General features: G+C 67.4%; 9 protein-coding genes. 6 read left to right on the forward strand and 3 right to left on the reverse strand.

All coding sequences use genetic code 11. The features are described 5' to 3' along the window. Positions 1–90 precede the first annotated feature (90 nt). The 3 genes from ACSVC7_RS30675 to ACSVC7_RS30685 all read right to left on the reverse strand — a co-directional run bounded on the left by ACSVC7_RS30675 (position 91) and on the right by ACSVC7_RS30685 (position 3,145). Positions 91–1,023: a hypothetical protein gene (locus ACSVC7_RS30675; protein WP_483509032.1), complete on the reverse strand. Its 933-nt coding sequence runs from the start codon at positions 1,021–1,023 to the stop codon at positions 91–93. A gap of 64 nt (positions 1,024–1,087) precedes the next feature. Continuing rightward, positions 1,088–1,882 carry a YsnF/AvaK domain-containing protein gene (locus tag ACSVC7_RS30680; protein WP_448208277.1) on the reverse strand — a complete coding sequence of 265 codons (795 nt, stop codon included), beginning with the start codon at positions 1,880–1,882 and terminating at the stop codon, positions 1,088–1,090. Between the two features lie 321 nt (positions 1,883–2,203). Beyond that, entirely contained in the window at positions 2,204–3,145 is a 942-nt protein-coding gene (locus ACSVC7_RS30685; protein ID WP_448208278.1) for a LysR family transcriptional regulator, read from the reverse strand. Positions 3,146–3,273: 128 nt separating this feature from the next. On the opposite strand from ACSVC7_RS30685, the gene ACSVC7_RS30690 reads away from it, so the two are divergent. The 6 genes from ACSVC7_RS30690 to ACSVC7_RS30715 all read left to right on the forward strand — a co-directional run bounded on the left by ACSVC7_RS30690 (position 3,274) and on the right by ACSVC7_RS30715 (position 6,124). Then, positions 3,274–3,876 (forward strand): OsmC family protein, encoded by a 603-nt coding sequence (locus ACSVC7_RS30690; RefSeq protein WP_448208279.1) that lies wholly within the window; start codon positions 3,274–3,276, stop codon positions 3,874–3,876. A gap of 460 nt (positions 3,877–4,336) precedes the next feature. After that, a complete protein-coding gene (locus ACSVC7_RS30695; protein WP_448208280.1) occupies positions 4,337–4,621 on the forward strand; it encodes a hypothetical protein in 285 nt (94 codons plus the stop codon). Then, positions 4,597–5,016, forward strand: a complete 420-nt coding sequence (locus ACSVC7_RS30700; RefSeq protein ID WP_448208281.1) for a CBS domain-containing protein — start codon at positions 4,597–4,599, stop codon at positions 5,014–5,016. The genes ACSVC7_RS30695 and ACSVC7_RS30700 overlap by 25 nt, the downstream gene beginning before the upstream one ends. A 353-nt stretch (positions 5,017–5,369) precedes the next feature. Then, a complete protein-coding gene (locus ACSVC7_RS30705) occupies positions 5,370–5,603 on the forward strand; it encodes a hypothetical protein (protein ID WP_448208282.1) in 234 nt (77 codons plus the stop codon). A gap of 3 nt (positions 5,604–5,606) precedes the next feature. Beyond that, positions 5,607–5,936, forward strand: coding sequence for a hypothetical protein (locus ACSVC7_RS30710; protein ID WP_448208283.1), 330 nt, complete (start codon positions 5,607–5,609; stop codon positions 5,934–5,936). Further along, positions 5,933–6,124, forward strand: a complete 192-nt coding sequence (locus ACSVC7_RS30715) for a hypothetical protein (RefSeq protein ID WP_448208284.1) — start codon at positions 5,933–5,935, stop codon at positions 6,122–6,124. Before ACSVC7_RS30710 ends, ACSVC7_RS30715 begins: the two co-directional genes overlap by 4 nt. Positions 6,125–6,409: the final 285 nt, after the last annotated feature.

The raw sequence follows: 6,409 nt of genomic DNA on the forward strand, positions 1-6,409 counted from the left end.
GGCGACGGTCGTGCCGTGCGGATCAGCGACTGGCCGGCCCCGCAGCATGGGCCGGCCAGTCGCTCGCCGATCCGGGCTATCGAACCCAGGTTATCGAACGACACGCTGTGTCACCTGGATCCGGCGCTGCACGGCCAGGGAGCCGCCGATCGCCGCGGCGACGGCGCCGAGCAGCAGGACGGCGAAGCCGGCGAAGGATGTCCGCGACGCCGCCGACGCGCTGGCGTCCGCCGTATCCTTGGCGGTCTGCACGGCCTTGTCACGGGCCTGCTGGAACTTGGCCTGACCGTCCTCGAAACGCTTCGCGGCCTCGTCGTGGCTCACCTTCGTCTGGGCCGCCATGATGGTGATGATCCGCTCCTTGGCCGCCGCCGCGTCGCCGCCGCCGCCCGCATAGGTGACCAGATCGGTCGCGATCGCCTTCTGGGCGTCCTGCGGGCTCATCGTGGCCGGATCGGGGTTCGTCGGCTGCAGGTACGCTTCGGCCTGTTGCCGGATCATGTCGGGGGACACGCCCGCCGCCTGCGCGATCGGCTTGGCCGCGTCGCCGATGCCGCTGCTTGCCGCGGAGGTCACGCTGCCGAGCGCCGAGAAGCCGCCGCCGATGATCCCGCCGATGGCCGAGGTCAGCAGCCAGAACGTCACGAGGGTGGTAATGCCCCAGGTGACCAGGCCGTGCAGGATCCCGTCGAACCGGATCTCGACACCGGCCAGCCAAGCCGCGACATACCCGCCCGCGGCGATGGCAAGGCAGCTGGTGATGACCCACCAGATGCCCGCTCCGATGCCGAGGCTGCTGGCGCTCGGGGTGTTTCCCGCGTTGGTCTCGACCGTGCCCAGGCCGATGCCGGCGCCCAGCAGGCTGAGCGCGAGTTGGACGGCGAGGGCCAGGATCACGCCCCCGAAGATCGCCGCCCATGAGATGCGGCGGTGGATGTGTGACCCTCCGCCGGTCGTGGTGGTGGTGGTTTCGAGCACGCCCGAACCGCGAAGCGGCGGGGCGCCATAAGTGTCCGTTGACATTGGTCGCTCCAGAAGTTGGCGTTCGAGGCTCCTGACGGTCCCCCGAACGCGCGTTGGCGGCAAATCAGGTTTTGGTGACGGGCGGAGCGGGCGGGCGCTTCTCGATCTCGACATCCTCGCGGCGCACGGTGTCCCTCACCGTCTCGACGCGCTCCGTTGCGTCCTTGCGCAGCACCACCTCTTCGGTGACACGGGCGCTCTTGCCGACGACCGCCTCCTCGTCGACCTCGGTCATCTCGACCGTTCTCTCGGTGAAGTCCGCATCCGTGACCGGACGGTCGCCGGTCACCGCGCGGCGCTCCACTGTCACCGTCTCGTCGCGCAGGCTGACCTGCTCCTCGACCGGCGTTTCGACCACAAAGCGGCGAACGCGGGTCGTGCCGCGGTTCACTGCACGCTTGCCGACGTGCAACTGCTCTTCGGACAGCTGGATGCTGCCGCCCTCGTTGGAAGCGGCGATACCGGCGGCGCCTTCCCGCGTGGTCGTCACCGACAGCCGATCCGACATCCCATCGGCGGACGCCCGCTCGTCGATATCGACGGGGCCGTGCGTCTCCAGGATTTCGGTCACCATCGCGGCGTGCTGCCCCGAAGCCCTCACGGCCACGACCGTCGAGCCGCTGTCCAGGCTGCGGTCATAAACCGCGGCGTCATGATCCGGGTCGCCGCCAATCAGGCTGCCCCAGAACCCTGGCTTCGATTCGGGGGCCGCTGCGGGGGCAGGTGTGGTGGATGCCGATGCCGTGCGGGCGTGCCGGCTGATCGCATCCGCCGGAACGTTGGCCGCCCTGAGGTCACGCACGGCGGCATCGGCTTGGGCGTCCGTGTCGTAAACGGCGACGATGGTTTCGTCCGTCATGTCTGTTTCTCCCAGAAGAGTTTGAGAAGGGTTTGGCAGGATGGGTTTGGTTGGGCTTGCCCATTAGGCGGCACGGGGCAGCGTCACCGCTTCCCGGTGACGCTCGGTGACGTGGACCCGCCGCATGTGGATTTCCTCGCGGAGGCCGGCACCGCCATGGCGCCGGAGCCCATTCGCTCAACGGCGAATCAGCCGACAGCCGCATGAGAAGAAACAGACCCGGATCAGGAAAGTTTTCGTCTCAGGCGCATCCAATTGCGGTGACCGGCTATGCAGATCTGCACCGATGCCGATACCGCGGAATCCGGGTTGTTGCTTGTACTACCGGTTCGTGTTCCCGCCCGAAGACTTTCCCACCACATCCGGGGGCAGTGCCGGGGGCAGTATTTTGGCAAGATTTTGAATGTGGCTGCTGATGTGCGTCAGGACGGTCCTGATCCGGGGCGTATGGCGGTTGTCGCGATGCACGACGAGCCAGATCGCGGCGCTCGGAGGCATCGATGGGGTCGTCAGGAGCGTCAGCCCGCTTTCCCGATCGGCGCGAAACCGTGCCAGACAGGCAAGCCCACCGCCCTGCGCGGCAGCCAGCACCGCGGCCTCGTGGCTGTTGGTCTGCATCGCGACACGGGCGCGAGGGGCCAGATCGGCCAGCCAGTTGGTCTGCGCCGCCTCCTGAATGTCGTCGGTCTGCGTGATCAGGTGGTGCCCCGGACAGCCGGCCTGATAATCCGGTTCACCCTGGCGATCCAGGTAGGCCGGCCCCGCGTAGAGACCGAAGTCCAGGCTGCCGATCTTCCGGACAACCAGGTCGTGCTGGTCCGAGCGTGTCAGGCGCACGGAGATGTCCGCTTCCCGCATGGCAAGGCTGAGTTCACGCGGGTTGGAGATCAGCTCGACCATCATCTCGGGGTGTTCCGCGTGCAGCGCCGCGACGCAGGGCGCCAGGATCTGGCTGGCGACGGTTTCGGCGCAGGTGACGCGAACCAGGCCGGCAAGACGGGTGTCCCGACCCCCGACGTTGCGCTCCAGGGTCAGCGCCTCCGCTTCGAGCCTTTCCGCCTGAACGCGGACCTCCTCGCCGGCCAGGGTTGGCAAGTACCCGTCCGGCGTGCGGTTCAGCAGCCGAACGCCGAGGCTCGCCTCCAGCGAGGCCAGCCGGCGACCGACCGTCGATTGGGCGACCCGCAGTTCCCGGGCCGCCGCCGAAAGGCTGCCGGTGCGCGCCAGGGCCAGAAAGAACCTCAGGTCGTCCCAATCGAGCATGGATCCGCCCGCCAAGCGTTTTCGCAGTCCCACTCGCCGGTATCGGCCACATGACGCGGCGAGGGGGCCCTCTACGGTGATCGAGCCGGCATTTCTCCCAACACCCGGCGTGAAGAAAGGATGCAGCGATGCCCAAGCCGCCCGCTCCGGAGGCGGGCCGTTCCCCGCCATCGCCTCCCAAGCCCGAGCCGGCCCCCCGGATCGACGAGGAGAAAAGACATCCGGACACCGTTCGGACACTGCGGTGCCGGACCGTCGCTCAGGGCCGGTTCCAGCAACGGAACCACATCCGCGATCTCGCGCCACAACCAATCATTGAGGGGTCGATCGCGGAGGCGCCGGTCACGGAGGGTGAGCCGGACGGTCCGCTGAGCGGGAGCACCGCTCCAACCGCTTCCGAGGTGCTGCTGGCTACCCTCGGTTCCTGTCTGACCGCCAGCATTCATGCCGACGCCGTCGCGCGTCACATCCCGGTGCACCGGCTGGAACTGGTGGTGGAGGCGGAGATCGACATCACGGCCGGCTGGACCCTTGGGAACGCCGAGCCGAGGCCGATCGGCTTCGAGGCGATCCGCGTGACCGTCCACCTGGACGCCGACGCTCCACGCGACGTGCTCGCCGCCCTTGTCAGGCACGCGACGCTGTGGTCGCCGGTCTCCAACACCCTGCACAATCCCGTTCATCTGGATGTCGCCCTGGCCGACAGCGCCCCCGACGCTCTTCCGACCTGAGTTGTTCGGTTCGGTCGGACCCGCGGCGGCCCATCCCCACGGGCCGTGCCCGCAGGGAAGCCGACCGTCCGGAGGACATCCCTCTTCTTTCCCGATCTCGCGGCAGCCCCATCGAAGTCCGGCGACGGACAACCTCGAGGCAAATAAATTCACGGTGGATGTCTTTTCGAAAACAACCTCAATTTATTAGACAACAGTCTCCAATGTTTTTTCTAGAATTCTGCGCCTCGCGCGCCATATCTCTTTAATCGCTTCCAACGACAATTCGGGAAATCGCCGGACCGTTCGCCGAAACATCCCTTTTGGAAGGAAATTACGGAGATCCTCCAGCCCTCGGCCGCGCCGGGGACTGTCCAGCAACGGCCCGCCAGAGCCGAAGATCGCCGTCGGGAGACAAGGACAGGAGCCGCTCGTGATTTGGCCGGGCGCGCGGACTTGCTGGCCGAAGTGGGGCTTCGACATGCGCGAAAAAACAAAACTCGCCTTTTTCATCACCAAAACCGCCGCGGGATGGGTCGTGCGGGCCGATGGGTACGTCTATCCCTTGTGCGGCAGTTCCGCCGACGCCCTCTCCACCGCCATGCGGGAGGCGCGGGCCGCCGGCCGTCTCGGCTTTGCCAGCGTCGTGCTGGCTCGGCCGGCGCTGGACCGTCCGTACGAAATCCAATGGGCGTACGGCCGCGATGCCTATTTTCCGGCAGTGCCGGGAGGAGAGCCGCCATGCCACGTCGAATTTTCGAGGTGATGCCCGGCACCGAACTGGTGATCCTGCCACCTTCCGCCACGGTCCACGCCGCGGCGGTGGCGATGGCGGAGCGGCGGCAATGCCTGGTGCTCGCCATGACCGCCGACCGACTGGACGGCATCCTCACCGAACAGGACGTGGTCCGCCGCGTCGTCGCCGCACGGCGTGATCCGGACCGGGTCACCGTGGGCGAGGTGATGACCCCGCACCCGGACACCATCACCGCCGACGACCTTGCGCTCACGGGAATGCAGATGATGGAGGATGGGGGGTATCGACACCTGCCGGTCGTCCACAACGGGCGCGTCGTCGGGCTGATCTCGCGCGTCGATTTCGCCGGGGCCGAAAAGACCGAACTGGAGGCCGAACGGCGGTGCTGGGAAAAACTCTGGTGACCCCTCCCGTTCAGACCGGCTCCACGCCGGTGTCCAGACCGGTGCAGCGCACGGCGCCCTCCGGAACCGAGAAGGAGTATCGTCATGAACGCGTGCTTGACGAGCTTTGCGGGGATCACGCCCGAGGGCGCAGATGTCTTGCGTGAACGTCTTCGCTGGTCGGCCGCCGAGCAGCGCTGGTCTGAACCGCCGCTGGCGTCCCGACGCCCTCCGATCTTATGGCCTCCCGGCTGCGGATCCCTTCAGCGCGGCGCTCAACTGACCCGGTTCACCGACGCCGGCCGGAGGCATGCCTCCTGATCCCAGTCGCGGCTGGTCTCATGCATCGGCTCCTCACACAGAAAGGCGAGCGTATGCCCGAGCGTTTCCACAGTCCCGACGATCAGGGCCTCGCTCCGGCCGTACGGGACCGGCCGCCCGTCCCGGCGCTCGGCGCCGTGCAGGCCGCTCACCACGTGTGGCTGGAAAGCGCGGGGCGGCAAGGACATCAGGCCGACCTGTGGATCGTGACCGGGCTCATGGGCGACCAACCCGCCAACGCTTCGGGCGATCCGGATACGCGCCTGCCGGACCGATGGGAGGACTGAGGCATGGGGCTCGCGCACTATATCGTCGCGCAACGTGGGGCCGGCTGGTTCATCCTCATGGAGAAAAACCGATACGGCCCTTTCCCGGACGGGCGGGATGGCGCACTGACCGCTGCCGTGCAAGCCGCGCATCAAGCCGGCAGGGATGGCCATCACGCCCATGTCTCCTTGCGCGCCTTGGACGGCACCAAGCAGACCGTTTGGTCCTTTGGCATTGACCGCTACCCGCCGCGCTGGGTGGACCAACTGCTGCTGGTGCCGCCCTCGCGGTCCAGCCGTCCGCGCCCGGCGGGGCTCATGCCGAAGCCGCACGCTTCAGGAGACGTCCCATGATCGACCGCGAACTTCTCGGGCGCTACCAGACGGTGTTCGGCTGCACCTTCGACATCGCGCTCTGGGCGCCGCGGCCGGGTGACGGTGTCAACGACATGATGCGCGCCGCGCTTGCCGGATATGGACCGCCGGTGACCGACGAGCGCATCGCAAGCCGCTTGCGTGAGCGGCTGGTGCCGCCGGTGTAAGCCAACCGCGATGATGGAGAGCACCCCGCCGATACCGATAATGAGGTTCCGCCACCAGGACGACCATCCAGCCCAGGCCGAGATACAGGCGCCGAGATAAAGGCCCGATTCCAGTTTCTCGAACCGGCGGGGAAACCACAGTTTGAAGGCCGCACCGGCGGATGCCACCGGCATCCCCGGCAGGCCAAGGCCATAGACCGCCAGCGACCATGCGGCCCGCGCCGACTGTCACTCCGCTGGATTCGGGGTTCGCCGTTTGGTGCCGGCGAGACCGTCTCAAACCTG

Source organism: Azospirillum mesophilum, assembly GCF_053470405.2.